The sequence below is a fragment of the Streptococcus sp. HMSC073A12 genome (assembly GCF_001812815.1).
Taxonomy (GTDB): Bacteria; Bacillota; Bacilli; order Lactobacillales; family Streptococcaceae; genus Streptococcus; species Streptococcus vaginalis.
Genome location: NZ_KV810569.1, coordinates 37,629 through 57,360, shown reverse-complemented (window position 1 = coordinate 57,360; position 19,732 = coordinate 37,629). Strand labels below are relative to the sequence as shown.

Sequence of the window (19,732 nt, the reverse complement as noted above, 5' to 3'; positions counted from 1 at the left end):
AATCACCTTTTACGCATTATATTTATTAAATTTTATTCGTTTGTTTCTTCCGCAATATCTACATATTCTTTTAATTTTCGTTGCAACAAATTCTTATCTATCAGTTTTAATGTATACTCCGATACCATTGTAGGCGAAAGACTTCTACTTAATGCAAATTCTACTACCTCATCATCTTTTGAAGCACAAAGGATTACTCCTACGCTTGGATTTTCAGTTTGTTTCTTTACTTCTCTATCCAGTGCTTCTAAATACAGGTTCATTTTTCCGATATATTCCGGCTTAAACTCTCCAATTTTTAATTCAAATGCAACTAAACAAGATAGTCCCCTATGATAGAACAACAAATCTACATAGTAATCATGATTGCCAACCTGTACCCTATACTCATTACCTATAAAGGAAAAATCTTTCCCAATCTCTAAAATAAAGTTCTTCAGATTCTGGAGAATTGACTTCTGAAATTCTCTTTCATTTCCAATCTTGGGAGCATCAAGAAATTCTAAAACATAACTGTCCATAAACAAATTATGCGTCTCTTGTTTTGCCCTTTGTATAGCAGGCAAATCGTTACTATTTGAAAGCATATAACGTTCATAATAGCCACTGTCCATCTGCCTTACCAACTCTCGGTGAGTTAGATTTTCCTTAATTGCTAAGTTAATGTAGAATTCTCTTTCTTCTTTACTTTTAGATCCTGACATTATTTTCAAATGATTAGACCAGCTCAATTGTGTCAACAACGTTGACACTTTTTCATCATCCTTATATAGCTCATAGAATTGCCTCATTCTATAAAGCCCCCTACGGGTAAATCCTTTTAAATCAGGATAATTTTCAGAGAAAAAATCGGCAACATTTTCCACAAAATTTGACCCATAACCTGCTTCTTTACTTTTCTCACTTATATACTTTCCCACTTCCTGATACATCAAAATCAATTCTTCATTGACTTTTCTATAAGCACGATCCTTTGCACTTTCGACAATCTTAACAATATCATCAAACTGATGATTATCTTTTCCAATATCTGTATTCTGCAATACCATCTTATCCTTATTCATTGTTTCACCTACCTCTAAAAACGTGCTGTTATTTTTTAATGTTTTCTTCAATAAAAGCCTTAGAATTTTGAATTTGCACTTTATCTTTATTAACTACAAAAGTAACATAATCTCCATTTTCTAAATTTAAAAGTTCCCTTATCCTTTTCGGAATAGTAACCTGTCCTTTTGCCATAACTTTTGCAGTATCCATAAATATATCTTCCATATTTACTTCCTTTCGCCCTACTTTTCCTACAAAATTATAGCACTTTTGGAGTATTTTTTCCACTCTGAATTAGTTATCTCTTACTTACTATATGTCAGAACAACCTCTTTTATTTCATTTTCAATCGCTTCTAAAAATTCTTCCTTTGAAGATTTCCCTTTGGCAATATCCGCTAATTCCATTTCCCACTTTGCAGTTGTTTCCGCTGACTTAAAGGTATCGGATACTATTGTTACAAGGCTGATCCCCTTATGCGTGGCAATCAAATTTTTCTTATCTCTTTCGACAAAACCCTTATAGATTAAGTTTTCAATAATTCCTGCCCTTGTTGCAGGTGTTCCAAGTCCCTTTCTTTCCACTTCTACACCTTTTTCTAAGGCTTCATTTCCTGCAATCTCCATAGACTTTAGAAGCGTATCTTCAGTAAAGTGTTTCGGTGGTTGAGTAAATTTTTCTTTAATCTCTTTATTGTCAATACTTAAAACATCACCAATACTTACATCAGGAAGCTCTATGAACTCATTCTTCTTGGTCTTGTATTCTTTAAGGTATTTGCTAAAGCCCTCGTCTCTAATTACCCTTCCTGAACTTGTAAATTCAAATCCGTCAAATTCAGCTACAATCTTTGTTGTGTTTTCCACTAATGGATAGCCTACACTTGCGTGAAGCTTATTAGAAATAAGCCTATATACCTTCGCTTCACTATCAGGGATACTCGATAAATCTTCACTCAACGAGCTTACTGTCGGAATAATAGCGTGATGATCCGTAACTTTTTTTGAGTTAAATACCGTCTTGATACGCTCTGTATCAAAATCATTTTTTCCTAAAATGTTATTGACCGTACTTACAATCATATCTTCCGTTAAGCATCTGCTGTCTGTTCTTGGATAGGTAATTAGTTTCTTTTCATATAGACTTTGAGCATAATCAAGCGTCTGCTTTGCTGAATATCCAAAATATTTATTACACTCTCTTTGAAGTGTTGTTAGATCAAAGGGTAAATCCGGCTTTGTAATCTTTTCTTTTTGAATGACATCAGTTATTTCAATATTATCGCCTATTAAATTAATAAGCTGCTCTGCGGTTATTTCATCACCAATTTTGTCTGTCGATAATGTAAAGCCGTTCATAGAAAGCTCTACGGTGTAGTATTTTTCTTTCTTAAAATTACTTATTTCTTCATCTCTTTTTACAATCATGTAAAGTGTTGGGGTTTGCACTCTCCCGACACTGTAATTTTGCTTATACAGGCAAGAATAGAGCCTACTGATATTCATTCCGACAAGCCAGTCTGCAATAGCTCTTGCCTGTGCCGATTCAAAGAGCTTATCGTAATCTTCACCATTCTTTAGATTGGAAAATCCCTCTTTGATAGCACTATCTTCCATTGACGAAATCCAAAGACGCTGCATTTTCTTTTTGCATTTAGCTTCGTTATATACCAGTCGAAAAATACTTTCTCCTTCTCTTCCCGCATCGCACGCATTGATAACTGTATCAATCTCCTTATCATTCATCAGTTTTTTAAGGATATTAAACTGCTTTTTTGTAGCCTTTGCCACTTCAAATTTGTACTGCTTCGGAATAATCGGCAAATCCGATATATTCCACTTAGCGTATTTTTCATCATAAGCGTCCGGATTTGCCATCTGAATTAGATGGCCTACGCACCAAGATACCTTATATCCATTTCCCTCATAGTATCCATCTTTCTTTTTTGTAGCTCCTATTACCTTTGCAATTGATATAGCTACACTCGGTTTTTCTGCTATCACAAGTATATGTTCCATGTATATTTTTCCTCCTGCTTTCATTGTAAAAGGGCGAAAGATTTTACTCTCCCGCCCTGCGTTTGCACCCATAACAATATATTTTAAGGTGCATTTATTCTTCATCATAAGCTTCTGTTTCTTCTGCTTCTCCTATTTCTTCCTCACTTTCTGCTTCCGAAAAGAAATCATCATCTTCTTCCTCTAATGATTCAAGCTCCTTATCCTCTTTCTTTTTTACGACCTTAAAGTAATAACCTGCTCCTAATGCTCCGCCTATAACAAGAAGCAGAATAATATATGTTCCTAAATTACTCTTTTCTTCTTTTTTCTCAGGCTTTACTTCTTCCTTAGTTGGCTCCTCTTTGCTAATCTCCTGCTTCGGAGCTTCTTTCTTTTCAACCATATTTAGAAGGTCATCTTCAGATACTTCCGTTAAAAGCATTACATTTTCTTGTGTCTCATCGTGGTTGATGATGAGATGGAAGGTCTTACCGTTTTTCGTTTGAAAGGTAATAAACTGTCTTGCATCAGCAGAATACGGATCCGTTTCTTTATTATCACCGCTATCCCCGTGATGAATAGGATAGTCCTTATTCGCATTGTCCTTATTTTCCGTAACGGTTCCTCTTGCCTTTGACGGAGCAGAAGCTACTCCCTTATTGGTATTTACAGTCTTACTTGTCCCGTCCATAGATGAATCCTGATTGTTATTGGCAGGAGCTTTCGGTGTCAGCTTATTAGGATAGCGAATATCTTTCTCTTTCGTTTCAGAATTACTTGTATCTTTTACAGTATTTTCTGAACTCGCCTGTGTAGTTGTGCTTTTTCCTGTGTTGTTTACAGGTGTTTGATTTGAAATGCCTGAGTTTGTCTTAATTCCGGAAATAGGGCTGTTCGGTGCAGACGGATTAGATATTACGTGAGCCTTGTTTGCTTCATTTGCCTTTTCCTCAAGCTCTTTAATCTTTTTATTCAGCTTATCCATTTCCTTCTTCATTTCTTCTGATAAGTCCTTATTTTCCTTATCTTTTTTTGTTTTTTCTTTCAAGCTTTCAATCTGGGCTTCAAGTTCTTTAATTTTTTCTTTCTGCTTATCGCTTAATTTGTCTTTATCCTTCATTTCGCTATTTAACTTATCAAGTTTTTCCTGAAGCTCCTTTGCATCTTTTTCCATTTTGGAAATATCATTTTTAGAAAGCTCTGTCTGTGTTGATTTATCTTCCGTCTTTGGAGTTTTCGTCTGCGAGCTTTCATCCTGTTTCGGCTTTTCTTCCTCTGTCTGAGTCTCTTTATCTTTAACCTCAGTCTTTGCTACCTTTCGAATAATTTCATCATTTCCATCGCCTTTTACTTCATAAAATAGAAACTCATCAATAAATTTCATATTATCAGGGAGCATCGGCAGATCACCGCTGTCAAGAAGCTGTCCTTTCTCAGCCTTTATCTTTTCTTCCTTATAAACTTTTTCATCTTCAAAGATATACTTTACATTTACTTCCACTTGTGTTTGGACAGCTTTATCGCTTGTAGGTGCTTCCGTTAAGCTTTGCTCATGAGCATAAACAACTGTCCAAAGACCCAAAAGGCAGCTTATACTTACAACGACTGCAAGTGCTGCTGTCCAAAACTTCTTATTCTTTTTCCAACTGGTTTTCATTTGACTTCTCCTTTTTCATTTCTACTCTTTGTCTATTTACCTTTGCCATCAAATCACTGATTGTAATGTTGTTCTTTCTGCAAATGGCAATGATTCCTTCGTTTTCAAGTTCTTCTTCACGAATAAATAAAGGCTCCAATTCTTCATCAATCAGAGCCTTTTTATCCTTCAACTTCTTTATTTTGTTTTTCACTACCGTTAATTCTCGTTTCACATTGTTACCTCCTATTTCTTTACGTTTGGTGGGAATCCAAATCCTACGGGATGATGCTTGCAGAAAGACGCAATCCAATTGTCTAAAGTGGTTACTCTTATTCGTCCAATATTATCCATAACTTTACCATCTCCAATATAAATTCCTACATGACCATAGGTAAGTCCTGCTGTGCTTCCACTACTACTGCTTTCCACCGCTACAAGCATTCCCACCTTGAGTTTTGACCTGTCTGATGTAAAAGTATAGTTTCTGTACATATCGCAGGCATTTCCGCCAATATATCCAAGCCCTGCATTTTGATAGACCTGTGATACCCACATGGCACACCAGCCTGCACCCGGAGATGGCGTGATGTATGCAGCATTAACAATCTTCTTTTGAACTTCACTTGATGCTTCATACTCAACTCCACCACCTACGCCACCATTTGCACTGATAAGGTCAGAATTTCCAAAGGCTTCTCCCATATTTCCTTGTGCAAGAAATAAGGCTTCATAGTGCTTTAGGTTGTCTGGATAGTTTGCAAAGATCTTTCGGATAATGCTGTCCATCTCTTTTTTATACAGCGTTACAATGAGCTTTTTATACTCATAAGGTTCTTCATGACTTTCGGTATATTCGTTGCCATCTTCATCGGTATAGGTTTCTGTAACTGTCCTGTATCTGATTTCAACTTCTTCCCTATATTCAAGGTCATACATGGACTCAAATAATTCTTTTAATATGGATTCTACTTCCGATACACTCTTTACCTCTCCACATCTTGATGTAATGTAGGATAAAAGCTCATGGACATTATGACCAATATACTCTGTGTTATTTAAGATGTACTCGTCATAGCCGGGATAGTTATTTTTGACATGATCAACCTCATTTTGAAGCTCACTCTCCATAGCAGAAAAGCTCTGATTGATTTTATTTAGGACATTTGGCTTTGACAAATAGCTTGTTGTAAGAACAGAACTTGTGGAGTTCATAAAGCCTGTCATTCCCGTTCCTGCAAAGTTGATAAAGAAAGTTCCCAAAATAATAAGACTTATGAAAATAATCATAAGTCCCTTTGCTTTTCTTACTATAAATTTCTTTGAGCCTTTCAACGAGCCAATGAGGTTTTCTTTAATCCGATCTCTGAGCCTTGACTTATTCTCACGACGAATGGCTGCCTTTACCTGATTTTTCTTTTGAAATCTTTTATAAGCATTTGCTCTTTTATATTCATTCGTCTTTTTCAGTTCCTCTTTGGTATCACGAAATTCAAGCTTCGATTTTCGCTTCCTGATTTTATAATCCTTATTTGTAAGATCGTATCCTTTCTTCGCCTTTTTCTTATCAGAATATTTCTTTATGCCATGAATGAGTTTAGAGCTTGCGTCCGCCGTCTTTTCTCCTGCTTCCACCCCTTTATTTTCATCACTTCCATGAGAAAGATAATCCCTTACGGTTTCACTTCCTTTGGCAAGTCCTGAAAGGGCAGATACCTTTACCATATCTTTCTTTAGCTTTTTCTTCTGCTCTTTAGAAAGGCTACTATGAACTTTTTCGCTTGAAGCATCTTTTCCAGTCTTTTTACCTTCAGATTTATTTTCCTTTGACACATCTTCTTTTTTTCTTGTATAAAGGCTTTCAGTGTAGTTTTTCCTCTTATACTTTCTCTTTTTAGCCTCATGAGTTATAGAGGAACTTCCAAAAAACTCATCTTTTTTATGGAGACTATCATCCACATCATAGGTCGATTCAAAGTAGTCGCTGTCCCTAAAGTCATTATCGTATCTGTCTATAATCCCGTCATTATCAAGGTCTTTTCCTAAAGGATCATAGATTTTTCCATCCTTTACCTCCGTAATATAATCCGATCTTCCTGTTTCACTTACAGCAATTGCACTATCCTTATCAGAAGCTCTATATCTTGAGTTTCTCTTGGATGTTCCATAAGCCTTTTCATTATCAGAACTTACCTTGCTTATTTTCTTATGAACCTTGTCCTGAAATCTGTCTTTGTCATGGACGATTTTTCCTCTGTAATCATCGTTATGCTTTAGCTTACTTTCTTCAGATGTAGTGAATGTTTCACTATGGATCATTTCTCTTTCAAGACTTGCCTTATGCCTTTCCCTAAAATCCTTTTTCAGCTTCTTTCCCATAGGCTACCTCACTTCTTCAGGCTTGGTAGTCATCTTCTGATAGAGAATTGTATCTTTCGGGAACTTATCAAGGAAAGGAACAATGGTATTTCCAAAGAACAGTAGTCCCTCGCCCTCATTTGAGTTGGTAACATATCTAAGCTGAGGAAGTGAGATTTTAAGTTTTCTTGCTAAAATTTCTCTATCTCCTGACGCTTGATTTAGCATTAAGACAAAGTCGGTATTATCAAAGATATTTTCAATTTCCTTACTCATAAGTAGGTCTTTGACATTTTGCGTAATACCTGTTGGAATACCTCCCCATTTTCTAAAACGCTTCCATATTTCCACAGAATAAGATGCTGTCTGCTCATCTTTTAATAGCAAGTGAAACTCATCTATATAGTACCTTGTAGCCTTGCTTCCTCTATTTTGAGATACTTTATTCCACACCTGATCCTGTATAACAAGCATTCCTATTTTCTTTAGCTGACTTCCAAGCTCTTTAATATCAAAGCACAGGAGTTTCTTATTTAAGTCCACATTTGACCTGTGATTAAAAACATTAAGGGAACCTGATACATAGATTTCCATCTCCGTTGCCAGCTTTTTACCGACCTTTTCTTCCTGTCCTTTTAACATATCGTATAGGTCTTGAAGTATTGGCATATTACAAGGTTCTGGATTTTCAAAATACTTTTCGTAAATCTTAGGTAAGCACCTGTCTATAACGGACTTTTCTTCTGCCGTAAGACCACTACCGCCTACTACAAGCTCCAGCATACTCATAATGAAGTTTGCTTTGTCTTTCAGTGGCGCATCCCCATCGCCATAGTTCATATTTATATCAAGGGGATTCAGGTAATCCTTTGACTTACTGCTGACCTTAATGACTTCTCCGTTAAACTGTCTCACAAGGTTTCCATACTCTCCTTCCGGATCGCAGATAATCACATCATCATCTGTTACCAAAATTGCATTTGCCATTTCTCTTTTGGCACTAAAGGATTTACCACTTCCGGGAGTTCCGAGGATTAGACCGTTTGGATTTTTGAGTTTTTTCCTATCTGCCATAATCAGGTTATGGCTTAAGGCATTTAGTCCGTAATAAAGACTGTTACTTGAATTGATAAAAAGCTCCTCTGTTGTAAAGGGCATAAATACTGCCGTAGATGATGAGGTTAGTCCTCTGTCAATTTCAATCTTATTTACCCCAAGTGGAAGTACACTGATTAAGCCCTGCTCTTGGGAATGGTCAAGCCTTTTTAACTTGCAATTATGCTTATTGGCAATAGAGCTGATTTGAGAAATGGTATTGTCCAGCTTTTGAATTGTCCTTGCAAAGTTCATAAAGATGATGGTTACGACAAACATACGCTCATCTCTTGTCTGGAGGTCTTTTAAAAGACTTTTTACATCTTCTCCATAGGTAATTAAATCACTTGGAAGAATGTCCATATCATATCCTGACCTTACCGCCTTTTTATTTTCCTCAATCTTCATCTTGTCAATATCGGTATTTTTTCTCTTTACCATTTTAATAGCTTCCGATTGGTCGATTGCCTTAATATGAAAGGAAATATTGATGTTATCATCAATATCCAAAAACTCGGCAAGCATACGGTCTGAAAGCTCACTGGCAAGAATTTGAAAATGACTTACTGCCCCGATAAATTTTCCAAACTTAAAGTACCTTGAAGGCGTGAAGTTAAATTCATCAGGTACAATGTATTTTTTAGTGCTTTCCCTTTTCCTCAGATTTTTGTATGAAAACTCAAAGGTCTTATTGGGATTTAATATATCGTGAAGAATCTTGAGTCTTTCTTCCCCACTTAAACTTTCCGCACGAACTCCCATACTCTTTAGATTAGATAATATATCTATCTCCAGTCTTTCAAGTTTTGATGTTGCCTGCTCTAAATTATCCGCTTCTACTGTAAAGGTTACATACTTTGATTTTTTCAGTCCATTATTTCCCTTTACAATCTGGCTTTTAAGCATCTCTCTAAACTCAAGACGTATATCGTCAAAACCGTCCTTTTTATCCGGTATCTGAATTGCCGACTTCATTTCTTCGTTTCGTCCAAGTTGATTGATATATGAAAACTCAATACTGATACTTGGATCAAAGGAGTTTAGAAAATTTGCAAACTGATTAAAAATCAAGTCTCGATCTTCATCTAAAGCAAGTTGGTAGTTAATATCCTGAAAGGCTATGCTTTTACTAAAGTGCTTTTCGTCAAGCTGACATATACCGCTTTTTAAGAGTCTAAGATAGGGAATGGTATCTTCGACAGTATATCTTTTTGGTTCTTTTCTAAAAATAAAGTCAAGTAGCCCGCCTTTATCTTTTTTAGATTTTCCCTTATTTTGCTTTAAGTCCTGTCTTTGACTTCTTAACATTTTTTTGTTTTGTTCTAACTTTACCTGCTGAATCTTTCTTTTGTCTTTCAAGGTAAACCTCCTTTCTCACCCTTTTTTGTGGCTGATAAAACTTATGAAGGTAAATATATTTAAAATATTTCTCAAAGGTCAGTCCGTCCTTTTCAAAAAGAGTGATGAAAAATATAGGGAGTGTGGATACAATGAGAAATATGACGGCAATATCATTTGGAACGACCTTTCGCATAAATAAATAGACTGGTAGTCCTACCAGTCCTGCGAGTGTGAAACCTATCATCTGCCTTTTGGTTAAGTTAAAAGCTACCTTTGTCTTTACCTTCTTTAGGTCTTTTGGGATTGGTACATACGCCATAACTTACCTCCCATCTTCTTTTTCCTTTGAAAGCTCTGCCATGTGTTCATAAACAGAGCCGATTTCTTCCTGAATGCTTTCTATCTGTTTATCTGTATTTTTGTTATATCTTTCCTGCAAAATACAAAAGTCATTATGGCAGCGACCGATGTCTTTTGTTCTTTCTTCCAAGTCATTAATCTTGCTAAAAAGTTTGATTCTATCAATCACCGCTATAACACCTGCTCCGATTACTACTGCTGTAAATACTGTTTTTCTTTTGATCATCCTATCCTTCCTTTCTGTTAGTGTGCATTTAATACGCTTTTGGCCAGAGTTCCGCTCTTTAGCATCATTAGTCCCAGCAAAACCGCATATCCAAGTATCGTCATGGTACTTGTGTGTATATCTGTTATCTGTATTGTCTTAACTAATACTGCGTATATTCCAAGACAAACCATTAAAAAGAGTCCTTGTAGCCCAAGTGCAAATAGTCCTTTGATATAGTTTGTTCCAATTTGTCCCCACTCTTTGTTTCCCATTGTGGCAAATGGAATGGCTGAAACCGATGAGTAAACATAAATCTCAAACATTCTTCCGTAAACCACAAGCATGATTACAATGGAAATTACCTCTATGGCAACCTTTATGAGTGAGGTTTCAAAGAGAATCATGACAAGCTCTCCAAGCCCCTTTTCTTTTAAGGTATCCATCATTGCCACTATCTGATCTCCGGAAACGGTGGCAGAGGTATTTATCACCCCTGCCGCCTTATTTACCATGTGCTGTGCCACATCAAAGACTGCCATAGAAAACTGAAAAGCATGGGACACTAACCATACAGCAATCCACATCTTGATGATGTACTTAAAAAATTCAAAGGTGTCCGTATCATGCATATTGTTCTTTTGCATTACCATATTGATAAGCTCAATACAAAGGACTGCTGTGATGATTAGTCCCGCTATGGGAATAATGACGGAATCGTTAATGCTTTTGATAAAGGCAAATACATCTCCGTTCCACCCCATGGGAGTTTTTCCTACATCTGTTGCAACTGCACCAACTTTATCGTTGATGTCAAGAAACATGGACTCTAAGTTTGCTTGGATACCGCCCAGTAGAAGTTCCTTAAAAAATTCTTCTATCTTGTCGAATATTCCAAACATCTAAGCTCTCCTTTTCTTCTTACTTGAGTACATTGGCAAGAAGTGGAATCAGCTTAAGTCCGATTAGGACAATACCGCCTCCTGCCATCAGCTGCTTTATGCCTAATTAGAGATTGTAAAATACTTGTAGTGTGTCTGTATTTCCTATGAAATTGTAGTAAATATCAATTGTTTGGGTGATTTCTCCATTCACTATTTCTTTTTCGTGAACATAGATTTTTGAGATGAGTTCGTTTAAGGTTTCTTTGTCCAGCTTCTTTATATCCTTATGTTTTTTTATGAGTTCAATCCATTTTTTGACATTAATATCTTCAAGATCTTCTTTAACAATCAATTTTTGATTATCCTCTATTCTTTGATTTAGATAATCTTGTTCTTTCTGCGATTTTTCAAGAATTTTTTGGAAGTTGCTTTCACTTATCTTGTTATCTAGCCAGTCATCATATAGTCTTTCAATCTTTTTAGTTAAGTCTTCTACTCTTATTTGGTCTTCGTAAATCTTATCCATGATAAATTTTTGTTCTTCTTCATTATCAATTTCTCGTGATTTTTCAAGTGCTTTTATGATTTCTTTTTCGTCTTTTAATGCTATTTCTGCATTTTTTCTAATATCTTTAAGCACTATCTCATAAAGAGTATCGTAATAAATTCTATGTTGACTACATAATGACTTTCCATATCTTCTATAAGTGTTACAAGTGAGTAACTTTTCTCTTTTTTTTGATTTGTTTCTTCCAAGATTTAAAGATTTTCCACAATCGGGACATTTCACAATGCCTGCAAATATGCTTTCTTCTCCATTTTTAAATGGTCTTCTTCTGCTCTTTAATTTTTCATTTGCTATATTATAAATATCTTCAGAAATAATTGGTTCATGTGTATTTTCTACTATTATCCATTCCTCTTTAGGTTTATCGGATAACCAACCTACTTTGAATTTATAATTAACTTTTTGACTAGCAATATGACCGATATAAACAGGATTTTCAATAATTTCTTTTAGGGTTGTGCAGTCCCACCAATACTCTCCACCATCTACGGTCATTTCTAACTTAGTTTTTTTATTTCTAAGTCCTTTTTTTCTATTCCACCAGGTAGGTGTAGGTATTTTTTCTTCAAAAAGTCTTCTCCTAATTGCTTGTACTCCATAACCACTAAAAGCAAGATCAAAAATTTTTTCAACAATCCATGAAGTTTCATCATCGATTACTAATTTATGTGGATTATCATTGTCTTTCCTATATCCTATTGGAGCAAGACAACCAATAAATTTTCCTTGCCTTGCCCTAGTCATATAAGCAGATTTCATCTTTTTGGAAACATCTCTTGAATAAAACTCGTTTAAAACATTTTTAAAAGGAACTATTTCGTTGTTTTCTTGAAAGGTATCTACTCCATCATTTAAAGCTATATATCTGACATTGTTCTTTGGGAAGAAATTTTCTGTATAGTATCCAGTCTGCAAATAGTTTCTTCCAAGTCTTGATAAGTCCTTAGTGATGACTATATCCACTTTTTTATTTTCAATATCATTAATTAGTCTTTGAAATGATGGTCTATTTGTATTTAATCCAGTGTATCCATCATCTATATATACATCGTAAATACTCCAACCTTTTGATTTTACATAGTTTTCTAAAAGTTCTTTTTGGTTTTGTATGCTGGCACTCTCTCCTTTCTGCTCATCATCTTTAGATAGTCTGCAATAAATTGCAGCTTTGAATGAAAAGTGATTTGAATTTGTTTGTATCATTTCCTATTCCTCCTTGTTTGAGTTTTCAGAAATAACACAACTTTCTCTAAAACTATTTTTATTATAGCACTCTTTTTTATTACTATCAATATTATATTTGTTGTACTCAATTTCATTGTCCTTACTTAATTTGCTTGATTTTTTTATTAGTCTTAGAAAAGCGTCTGTATCTGTTCTTCTATTATCATAATTTCTTTTTACAATGTATTTTGTTTGTCTTTTTGTCATAGCTTATCCTTTCATGCAATAAAAAAAAGGCGATTAGATTTTTAATTTTCTAATCGCCTTTTAAGTGTCATATTTATATTTTTATTATCTCTGGCATACTTCGATACCTTTTTATACTTAAAGTCTTTAATAGTGGCTTTCCACCTCTTTTTATCTATAAAGATTCGCCTACATCATAGTTCATTTTCTTATTTAAACCTTGATGTCTTAGTTTATCTTTATCTTTTTCATACCAATTTAGGATTGTCGCATAGTGGTTTTGATAGGTCTTTCCTCTGCTTTCCATGTACCTTGATAGTTTATTTATCATTTTGTCTGTGTGTGAGTTTAATTTTTCTTTAAGATTTTTATATTCTTCTTTGCTTAGTCTTACATTTTTGAATTCTCCATAAAAGATGGGGGTGGACTTTTTATCTTTTTCTATCTCTCCCTCTCTCTCTTTATCTATCTCTATATCTTTCTCTATCTCTATCTCTCCGTTGCACTTTTGTTGCTTATGTGTTGCATTGGTGTTGCATTGCAACATTTTTAATTCTCTAGACTTTCTTGAACGCCTTGTAGATGCTGTTTCTGATCCGATTAAGTTTGGTATTTCAGTTAGGTAGTATTCATCATTTTCTGTTACAACTTCTAGTAAACCTTGATTTATTAAATAATTAACTGTTACCATTACATCATCGTCTGTTTCATCTATGGTTAGTGCTAACTCTTTTATAAAATCACTTTCTACTCCGTCATAATAGAGTTTGCCCTCATCTTTTAGACTTAGTAATAAAAGTTTGAGGTAGATTATCGTGTAGGTATCTCCTCCCGATATTCTCCTTAATCTTTTTATCCTTTTGTCTGTGAAAAATTCTTCTTTTAGTTTTATCCAATAATATCTTTTGTTTGTTGCCATTCTAATCCTCCTTGCAATAAAAAAAGAAGTAGATTTTTTCTCTACTTCTCCTTATAATTTATATTTTATTTTTCCTTATATTTTTTAATAACTTTTTCTACTTGTTCTTCAAGCTCTTCCCTGTCTGGTATATACAAAGTATATTTTGATGCGAATATTTTATTTGATAAATTTCCTAAGGCGTATTCTGCTTGTACTCCGTCCTTATCTGTACATAAGATTATTCCTATTGGCTCATTGTCCATCTCATCATTGACTTCTGCCTTATAATAATTGAGATACATATTTATTTGACCAACTGCTTCTGGCATTAGCTTGCTTGTTTTTAGTTCGATTAAGACATAAGACCTTAATATTTTATTATAAAATACCATGTCCACATAATAGTGGGTGTTGCCTAAAGTTACCCTTTGCTGGCTGCCTACATACATAAAACCCTTACCAAGTTCAAGCAAGAATTTTTCGATATGATCTATGAGTGCTTTTTCTAAATCACTCTCCATCATTGGCTTTTCTTCTGGCAAACCTAAAAATTCAAATACATAAGGGTCTTTTACAAGGTCAGCTGCCTTATTTATTTCATTGCCCTTTAAAGCTAGGTCTAGAACTTTTTCTTTGTTTTCCTCTCCAGATGATAGGAGCAATCTTTCAAAAAGTGATGTTTTTATTTGTCTTTTAAGTTCTCTCACAGACCAATTTGCATTAATACTTTCTTTCTCATAGAAGCTTCGTTTTTTCTCATCGCTAATGGATAAGAGTTCGCAATAATGGGACCAGGTCAATATTCCAGACAGTGTCTGGAATATTGGATATGATAAATATAGGTTTCTCATATTAAATAAATTAGACTTAGAAAATCCCTTGCCATATTCCTTTGTAAGTTGTCTTGATAAGTCATTTATAAGTTCTTTTCCATACTCAGCTCGTTCTGAATGACCTTGCTCATCTTCTACGATGATACGTCCAATCTCCCAATATGTTTGAACTAAAATATTATTGACTTCTCTTGCGACTTCATTCCTTGCCTTATCCATCAATGTTTTTATGCTATTAAAAACATCATCATGAACTCTATCTATTTTATTATTCTTATTCATACAAGCACCTCTTTGACCTCTTAATTGCTTTAATTATATCATAAATATTGTGTTTATTCAATTTTATATCTTATCTGCCTTGATATTTCCCAGATTTTCGATAATCGAAATTCTTGATTTCCGATTTTCGGAAGTCTTGTTATTATGGTTATTTAAGGGTGTAACTTTTCGTTACTCCCTTAGATTTCTCTGGTCATATCTTTTTTGTTTGGTTTTACTTTTTCTTTTACTTTTCTTTTGACTTTTTCTTTTGTCTTATCCTTGTTCTTGGATAGGTCTTTGTATTTCTTTATTTGTTTTAGGATACTTTCTTTTTCTTTTTTATTTTCCTTGAATATGACTTGTTTAAAGGCATATTCCATTACTTTTATGTCTTTGGATTGGAAGAATATTTCATAGTTTTGTGTTTCTTTGTTTTTCATTACTGAAAAGCTTACCCCAAGTTTGTTTAGTTCTTTTTTTAAGTCTTTGAGGTTGCTTTGATCTATGCTTATATTTTCTAGTTGTCCTTTTTTGTAGAGGTCTTTTATTTTCATTTCATAGCCCATAAGGCTTTTTAGGTTTCCGTTTGCTTTTTCTAAAGTTTCATTCATCTTTTTTCTTATTTCTTTGTCTAAGTTGATTGATTCTTTTGCTGCCTTTATCGTGTATGATATTACGGTTTGTGCTGCTTGACCTGCTTCTTTGCTTATTTCTTCGTTTATCATGCTTTTCTCTCCTTTGTTTGAATTAAAAAAGGGAAGTATAGGCTTTAATTTTTCTATACTTCCCTTTGATTGTTTTTATTTGGTTGTTGGTGGTGGAATACTTTATTTTGATGTTTTTATAGCTTTCTTAGGTATTTGTACCTTTTATACTTTAAAATAGCTTACAATGCCTTTCCACCTTCAGTAGTTTATGTGTGTTCTTTTGTCTGATAGATAGTTTTTCATGTTGGAATATATAATCTGTATTTCTTCATTGTTCATTGATTCTATTTCTTCTAATTATTACTATTATTAGAATGATTCCAAGGATAATTTCTATTATTAAAACTTTCAAATATTTAGGTGTGTCTATATTTAATTTTTGAAAGTAAGCATCTATTTCACTATCTTCAAATCCATCATCTTCAAAAAAATGTTCTTTAGCTCCTCCAGAATCATATATTTCTAATCCATATCCATCTGGAAAACCTAGACTATATTGAATTTTCGTTATCTCATAGTTAATGTTAAAATGCTCTTTTACCTTTGCGACAATATCCTCACTTTGATTGATAACTTCTATTGTAGTTGTAGTGGTTATCAAATCACCTAAGACTAATAAAGCAGTGTAGCCATCTATCACAACAAAAAAATCACCATTATAATAAAAAGAATTTTTTTCATTTACTCTACCTAAATCATTCTCAAGTTCAAATTTTTTATTTCGTTAAAACATTCCAACTTTCTCCCGCATCTTCAGAATAAAATTGAATTCCATTGGATTCATACTCCCCTGCTGTAACAGTAATATATAATTTATTCCCCTTACTTTCAGGCATAGAAAGATACTTATAATCATCCAATTTTAGTCCGATTTCTTTTCCCTCTTTTGGTATATCTTTTACCTTATCCATTGGTAAATTAACTTGTCTAAAGGTAAGGCCTCCATCTTTTGTACTATATATTTGAGAGTACTGTCCAGATGCCCCCTGAATTCCAATAAAACCAAAATCATTTGAAAAGAATATTATTCCTTCAGCTGATCCAGCTTCATCCATAAAAGGATTTTTGTTGATAACTTTCCAATTTTCCCCACTATCAATTGATTTTTCAAATGCATAGAACCTTGAACCGGCAGCAGCATCTACAACCACAAGTCTATATCCTATTTTTTTATCATCTAAAACAAAGGTATAAACCGTACCATTATTTTCATCTGTAATCCATCTTTTTGAACTTTTTGCATCTTCAATTATTTCGCTATTATGTTCATTTTCAAGAATTTCCGGCGATATATATTGTGGCTCCATTAGATACTTAAATGAAGATATATCTTCATTATTTTTTATATAAAGAGAAGCCATATACCCACTAAATTCTCCTCCTCTTGATAACATAGAAGTCGTCAATCCTGTATTATATTTTCCATCACCATCTGCATCTCCATCTAATATAGAGAGTCCTTTTTCTGAATTAACTTTTTCTTTTCCTGAATATAAAAAAGAATATGTTTGATTTTGTTTTATATCCTCCCAATTATGAACTTGTTCTTTGTAATCGGATTGCTTAAGAATTGCGAAAAAAGGATTTAATAACTTATCCGAATTAATACTAAGACCTTCGCCTTTATTAAGCCATATATTTATTTTACTATCTTTCTTATAGTCATAGGTAATTAAAAAACCTTTCAACTGTCCCTTATCATTTTCTCCATATAACATTGTTTCTATATTCGTAATTGTTCCATCCCCTGTAAACTCAATGTAGAAATCATCTGATACATAAATTTTTTCTGGTAAAGAATTTTTTTCTCCTATATCGTTTATCAATCCATCAATACCATTTTCATAAATATTATTATGAATGAATTTTATCTTTTTATGATTTAAGAAATCATCAATTTTCCAAGATAAAGCCCCATTATAAGGAATTGCTGTGTGTATTATCATCCCTCCAAACACTAGGCTTATAGCAATAAATAAAACCAAACGGAATTTAAAATAACTTGCCCGATACCCTCTATGTCTTAATATTAATCTGACTAAAAGTAAGATAATTAGTAAAATCACGAAAGGCAACATAATTCTAAGCCAATAATGTGTTCCTCCTAACTTACAAATTTTCCATAAAATATACATACAAATTGAATATAAAACTAAGATTATATAATCAACTAACGGTTTTAGTTTCTTCTTCACATCAGTCCCTCCATTCATGTGCATTATATCATTTTTTAGGTACTTTTTCTATATCAGCTTCCTACGGTGCTTGAAAGTCCCCTAATAAAGTTAAAACATCTTACCTTTCCGAATTCCTATAACTATCTTTTGTTCTCTCTTTTTTCTTTTCGTATTTTTCTTGTTGCTCTTGATATTTTTTAATCTGTGCTATTACACTTGGTTTTTCGCCTTGTTTTATAAGCTTATCTATTTCTATGGATAAATCTATGCCAAGTTCTTTGTTTACAAAATCTACTGAATATTTTATATGATTAATTTCCTGGTATTCATCTTTTATCTTGTCTTTTTCTTTATTTATTTCTTCAAGCTTTGCCATTAAAAGATTTTTTTCTTCATTCCACTTTTTAGGACTTAGTTTTTCCTTATCTGATAGGAGTTTTTTTAATTTCCCACTCACTACCTTATATTGGTCTATGTCTTTCTTATGTTTATTATAGAATGCGTCTTTTGTGAATATATTTTTCTTTTGATATTCTTCATAAACTTCTTTTTTGGCTTTGTAGATTTCATAGTATAGAATTTTATTTTCTACATCTTCCATTTCTTTATGGATTGTCTTTGCTTTTTTATTTAGCCTATAACTATTAGACTTTAAAGTTTCTATTTTTGTTTGTAACTGACCTATGGTTTCTATGTTATTTTTTCTTAAATAACTATATGCACTTGTTAGCTTTTTGAAGTCATATTTTTCTTTATTGGTTTTTGCATATCCTTTTAGATATTTACTTTTTTCTTTTTGAATTTCTGAATATGTTAATAGATAATTTGTTAGATTGAAAAGTTTAGGGTTGTCTATTACCTTATCTCTTTCTATATCCTTAAATTTTTCATAAGCAGTAGTTAGGTTATCTAATAGATTTCCTATCCAACCCTTTAATATTTTTATCTCTTCTTTTATTGTTTTTACAAGTACGTTATATTTTCTTATTTCTCTATTATAGTTTCCCTTGTCAGTTTCTATTCCCTTTCTTTCCATTGCACTTGCTGCTGATCCTAAATGGATTGTCGGTAGATAATCTGAATTTTGTCTTTTAAAACTCCTATGGTCTACTCTTTTTTCTATCTTGTTTTTTGCTAGATATTCATTGCAAAGGTCTGAAAAATTTTCTCTCCATTTTTCTACATTGCCTTTATCGTTCCAGGTTGTTAGTTCTACTTTTCTTGTCTTTGGTTTTCCATTTTTGTTTAATACTTTTTCTCCTTTTTCATCTAGGATATATTCTTTTTTTGACTTTGCTAAGAACTCTCCTTTTTCGTTTATGGGTCGCATTATGGTCATGATATGACAATGGATATTTCCATTTTTATCTTGACTCTCATCATGAATTGCATAATCTACTATCATTCCTTGTGATGTTAGATTTTCTTTTATATATCTTTCAACTAGGTTTATGTTTTCACTTAAAGATAACTCTTTTGGTAGTCCTATTATGAATTGTCTTGCTAGTTGTGCATTAGAATTTTTTTCTGCCATTTCAACCTTATTCCATAAGGTAGACCTATCATTAAATTCTTTTGGTATATGATCAGGCAATATTATATTTTTTACTAATACTTTTTCTTTTCTTGTATAGTCATGGGTTACTCCGTCCCATTCATTTTTTATTTTTTCTCCACTTATATATGCTGCACTTGCTACTGCACTTTTGCCTTTTCCTCTTGATATTATGTTTACTGAAAAATGAAAACTGTCTGCCATTTTTATCACTTCCTTTCTTTCTTTGTTGTTTTAGGTGGAGGCTTAATAGATTTTTATATCCACTTTGTGAATGAGCGTTTTGAAATGATAGAATTAAAAAAGCCGACTACTGAATTAATTTTTGTTGTTTCAGTATGTCGGCTTAATTGTTTTGTTCATTTCAAATTTTAAAAGTCAAGGGCGAGCG

The 19,732-nt window shown here is 33.3% G+C and carries 18 protein-coding genes and 1 pseudogene; all 19 read right to left on the bottom strand.

Going from position 1 to position 19,732, the window contains the following annotated elements; genetic code table 11:
- Positions 1 to 32 precede the first annotated feature (32 nt).
- Complete coding sequence (locus tag HMPREF2876_RS09475) at positions 33 to 1,064, bottom strand: PDDEXK nuclease domain-containing protein (protein ID WP_001030694.1); 1,032 nt, start codon at positions 1,062 to 1,064, stop codon at positions 33 to 35.
- A 28-nt stretch (positions 1,065 to 1,092) separates the two neighbouring features.
- Entirely contained in the window at positions 1,093 to 1,272 is a 180-nt protein-coding gene (locus HMPREF2876_RS09470) for an AbrB/MazE/SpoVT family DNA-binding domain-containing protein (protein ID WP_000389423.1), read from the bottom strand.
- Positions 1,273 to 1,352: 80 nt separating this feature from the next.
- Complete coding sequence (locus HMPREF2876_RS09465; protein WP_070584911.1) at positions 1,353 to 3,065, bottom strand: DNA topoisomerase 3; 1,713 nt, start codon at positions 3,063 to 3,065, stop codon at positions 1,353 to 1,355.
- Between the two features lie 94 nt (positions 3,066 to 3,159).
- Complete coding sequence (locus HMPREF2876_RS09460) at positions 3,160 to 4,704, bottom strand: CD1107 family mobile element protein (protein WP_070584773.1); 1,545 nt, start codon at positions 4,702 to 4,704, stop codon at positions 3,160 to 3,162.
- Complete coding sequence (locus tag HMPREF2876_RS09455) at positions 4,679 to 4,918, bottom strand: conjugal transfer protein (RefSeq protein WP_070584771.1); 240 nt, start codon at positions 4,916 to 4,918, stop codon at positions 4,679 to 4,681. Before HMPREF2876_RS09455 ends, HMPREF2876_RS09460 begins: the two co-directional genes overlap by 26 nt.
- Positions 4,919 to 4,929: 11 nt before the next feature.
- Positions 4,930 to 7,062: a CHAP domain-containing protein gene (locus HMPREF2876_RS09450; RefSeq protein ID WP_070584769.1), complete on the bottom strand. Its 2,133-nt coding sequence runs from the start codon at positions 7,060 to 7,062 to the stop codon at positions 4,930 to 4,932.
- A 3-nt stretch (positions 7,063 to 7,065) separates the two neighbouring features.
- A complete protein-coding gene (locus HMPREF2876_RS09445) occupies positions 7,066 to 9,495 on the bottom strand; it encodes a VirB4-like conjugal transfer ATPase, CD1110 family (RefSeq protein ID WP_148131439.1) in 2,430 nt (809 codons plus the stop codon).
- The gene (locus tag HMPREF2876_RS09440) at positions 9,407 to 9,796 is read right to left on the bottom strand and encodes a PrgI family protein (RefSeq protein WP_000332205.1); all 390 of its coding nucleotides are present in this window, start codon (positions 9,794 to 9,796) and stop codon (positions 9,407 to 9,409) included. The genes HMPREF2876_RS09445 and HMPREF2876_RS09440 overlap by 89 nt, the downstream gene beginning before the upstream one ends.
- 3 nt (positions 9,797 to 9,799) lie before the next feature.
- A complete protein-coding gene (locus tag HMPREF2876_RS09435) occupies positions 9,800 to 10,063 on the bottom strand; it encodes a hypothetical protein (RefSeq protein WP_000595839.1) in 264 nt (87 codons plus the stop codon).
- A 17-nt stretch (positions 10,064 to 10,080) separates the two neighbouring features.
- Positions 10,081 to 10,944: a VirB6/TrbL-like conjugal transfer protein, CD1112 family gene (locus HMPREF2876_RS09430; RefSeq protein ID WP_070584767.1), complete on the bottom strand. Its 864-nt coding sequence runs from the start codon at positions 10,942 to 10,944 to the stop codon at positions 10,081 to 10,083.
- 19 nt (positions 10,945 to 10,963) lie between these two features.
- Positions 10,964 to 11,047: pseudogene (locus HMPREF2876_RS10375) on the bottom strand (Maff2 family mobile element protein); the annotation flags it as partial.
- Between the two features lie 3 nt (positions 11,048 to 11,050).
- A complete protein-coding gene (locus tag HMPREF2876_RS09425; RefSeq protein ID WP_070584764.1) occupies positions 11,051 to 12,697 on the bottom strand; it encodes a recombinase family protein in 1,647 nt (548 codons plus the stop codon).
- A gap of 3 nt (positions 12,698 to 12,700) precedes the next feature.
- A complete protein-coding gene (locus HMPREF2876_RS09420; protein WP_036757784.1) occupies positions 12,701 to 12,925 on the bottom strand; it encodes a hypothetical protein in 225 nt (74 codons plus the stop codon).
- A 154-nt stretch (positions 12,926 to 13,079) separates the two neighbouring features.
- A complete protein-coding gene (locus tag HMPREF2876_RS09415; RefSeq protein ID WP_070584762.1) occupies positions 13,080 to 13,823 on the bottom strand; it encodes a phage replisome organizer N-terminal domain-containing protein in 744 nt (247 codons plus the stop codon).
- Positions 13,824 to 13,888: 65 nt separating this feature from the next.
- Positions 13,889 to 14,920 (bottom strand): PDDEXK nuclease domain-containing protein, encoded by a 1,032-nt coding sequence (locus tag HMPREF2876_RS09410; RefSeq protein ID WP_036753996.1) that lies wholly within the window; start codon positions 14,918 to 14,920, stop codon positions 13,889 to 13,891.
- 179 nt (positions 14,921 to 15,099) lie between these two features.
- Complete coding sequence (locus HMPREF2876_RS09405) at positions 15,100 to 15,627, bottom strand: PcfB family protein (RefSeq protein WP_070584760.1); 528 nt, start codon at positions 15,625 to 15,627, stop codon at positions 15,100 to 15,102.
- A gap of 250 nt (positions 15,628 to 15,877) precedes the next feature.
- Positions 15,878 to 16,249, bottom strand: a complete 372-nt coding sequence (locus HMPREF2876_RS09400) for a hypothetical protein (RefSeq protein WP_052063280.1) — start codon at positions 16,247 to 16,249, stop codon at positions 15,878 to 15,880.
- A 76-nt stretch (positions 16,250 to 16,325) separates the two neighbouring features.
- A complete protein-coding gene (locus HMPREF2876_RS09395) occupies positions 16,326 to 17,804 on the bottom strand; it encodes a WD40/YVTN/BNR-like repeat-containing protein (protein ID WP_241686049.1) in 1,479 nt (492 codons plus the stop codon).
- 100 nt (positions 17,805 to 17,904) lie between these two features.
- Entirely contained in the window at positions 17,905 to 19,545 is a 1,641-nt protein-coding gene (gene mobQ / locus HMPREF2876_RS09390) for a MobQ family relaxase (protein WP_070584758.1), read from the bottom strand.
- Positions 19,546 to 19,732 lie beyond the last annotated feature (187 nt).

Bases quoted from the DNA above. Each gene is read 5' to 3' on its own strand.
- HMPREF2876_RS09405 (WP_070584760.1), bottom strand. From the start codon at position 15,627: ATGATAAACGAAGAAATAAGCAAAGAAGCAGGTCAAGCAGCACAAACC.
- HMPREF2876_RS09425 (WP_070584764.1), bottom strand. From the start codon at position 12,697: ATGATACAAACAAATTCAAATCACTTTTCATTCAAAGCTGCAATTTAT.
- HMPREF2876_RS09430 (WP_070584767.1), bottom strand. From the start codon at position 10,944: ATGTTTGGAATATTCGACAAGATAGAAGAATTTTTTAAGGAACTTCTA.
- HMPREF2876_RS09435 (WP_000595839.1), bottom strand. From the start codon at position 10,063: ATGATCAAAAGAAAAACAGTATTTACAGCAGTAGTAATCGGAGCAGGT.
- HMPREF2876_RS09470 (WP_000389423.1), bottom strand. From the start codon at position 1,272: ATGGAAGATATATTTATGGATACTGCAAAAGTTATGGCAAAAGGACAG.
- HMPREF2876_RS09415 (WP_070584762.1), bottom strand. From the start codon at position 13,823: ATGGCAACAAACAAAAGATATTATTGGATAAAACTAAAAGAAGAATTT.
- HMPREF2876_RS09460 (WP_070584773.1), bottom strand. From the start codon at position 4,704: ATGAAAACCAGTTGGAAAAAGAATAAGAAGTTTTGGACAGCAGCACTT.
- HMPREF2876_RS09440 (WP_000332205.1), bottom strand. From the start codon at position 9,796: ATGGCGTATGTACCAATCCCAAAAGACCTAAAGAAGGTAAAGACAAAG.
- HMPREF2876_RS09410 (WP_036753996.1), bottom strand. From the start codon at position 14,920: ATGAATAAGAATAATAAAATAGATAGAGTTCATGATGATGTTTTTAAT.
- HMPREF2876_RS09450 (WP_070584769.1), bottom strand. From the start codon at position 7,062: ATGGGAAAGAAGCTGAAAAAGGATTTTAGGGAAAGGCATAAGGCAAGT.
- HMPREF2876_RS09420 (WP_036757784.1), bottom strand. From the start codon at position 12,925: ATGACAAAAAGACAAACAAAATACATTGTAAAAAGAAATTATGATAAT.
- mobQ (WP_070584758.1), bottom strand. From the start codon at position 19,545: ATGGCAGACAGTTTTCATTTTTCAGTAAACATAATATCAAGAGGAAAA.
- HMPREF2876_RS09475 (WP_001030694.1), bottom strand. From the start codon at position 1,064: ATGAATAAGGATAAGATGGTATTGCAGAATACAGATATTGGAAAAGAT.
- HMPREF2876_RS09465 (WP_070584911.1), bottom strand. From the start codon at position 3,065: ATGGAACATATACTTGTGATAGCAGAAAAACCGAGTGTAGCTATATCA.